Here is a 306-nt window from a genome sequence, read left to right on the forward strand (position 1 = left end):
CGCGCCGGCCGAAGTGCTGGCCGCCATCGTGCCGGGGTATTCGGTGTCGGAAGCGGCGGCCCTGGTGACGCGCCGCAAGCAGGCATACTTTCTCGACGATGCCCGCTTCAAGGAACAGTTGTACGGCAAGGATCCGATCAAGAATACGTATAGTTTTAAAAGCGAATATTTCCTGGTGACGAGCCGGATACGCCTGGACCGGGCCGCGCTCGACGCGGAAGCGCTGGTCCAGCGCAGGCTGGACGATCGTGTGACGACAACGACCGTTTGGGTACGGCAAAATTAAGAACGAAAGCGAGATGGTTT

1 protein-coding gene is annotated in these 306 nt (G+C 59.2%); it reads left to right on the top strand.

Annotation, left to right across the window (positions count from 1 at the left end; genetic code table 11):
- A partial coding sequence (locus tag F1735_RS34675; RefSeq protein ID WP_167241594.1) for a type II secretion system protein GspK occupies positions 1-286 on the top strand: 286 nt, incomplete at its 5' end.
- Positions 287-306: the final 20 nt, after the last annotated feature.

This window comes from Massilia genomosp. 1 (genome assembly GCF_011682185.1).
GTDB lineage: Bacteria > Pseudomonadota > Gammaproteobacteria > Burkholderiales > Burkholderiaceae_D > Telluria_A > Telluria_A rubra.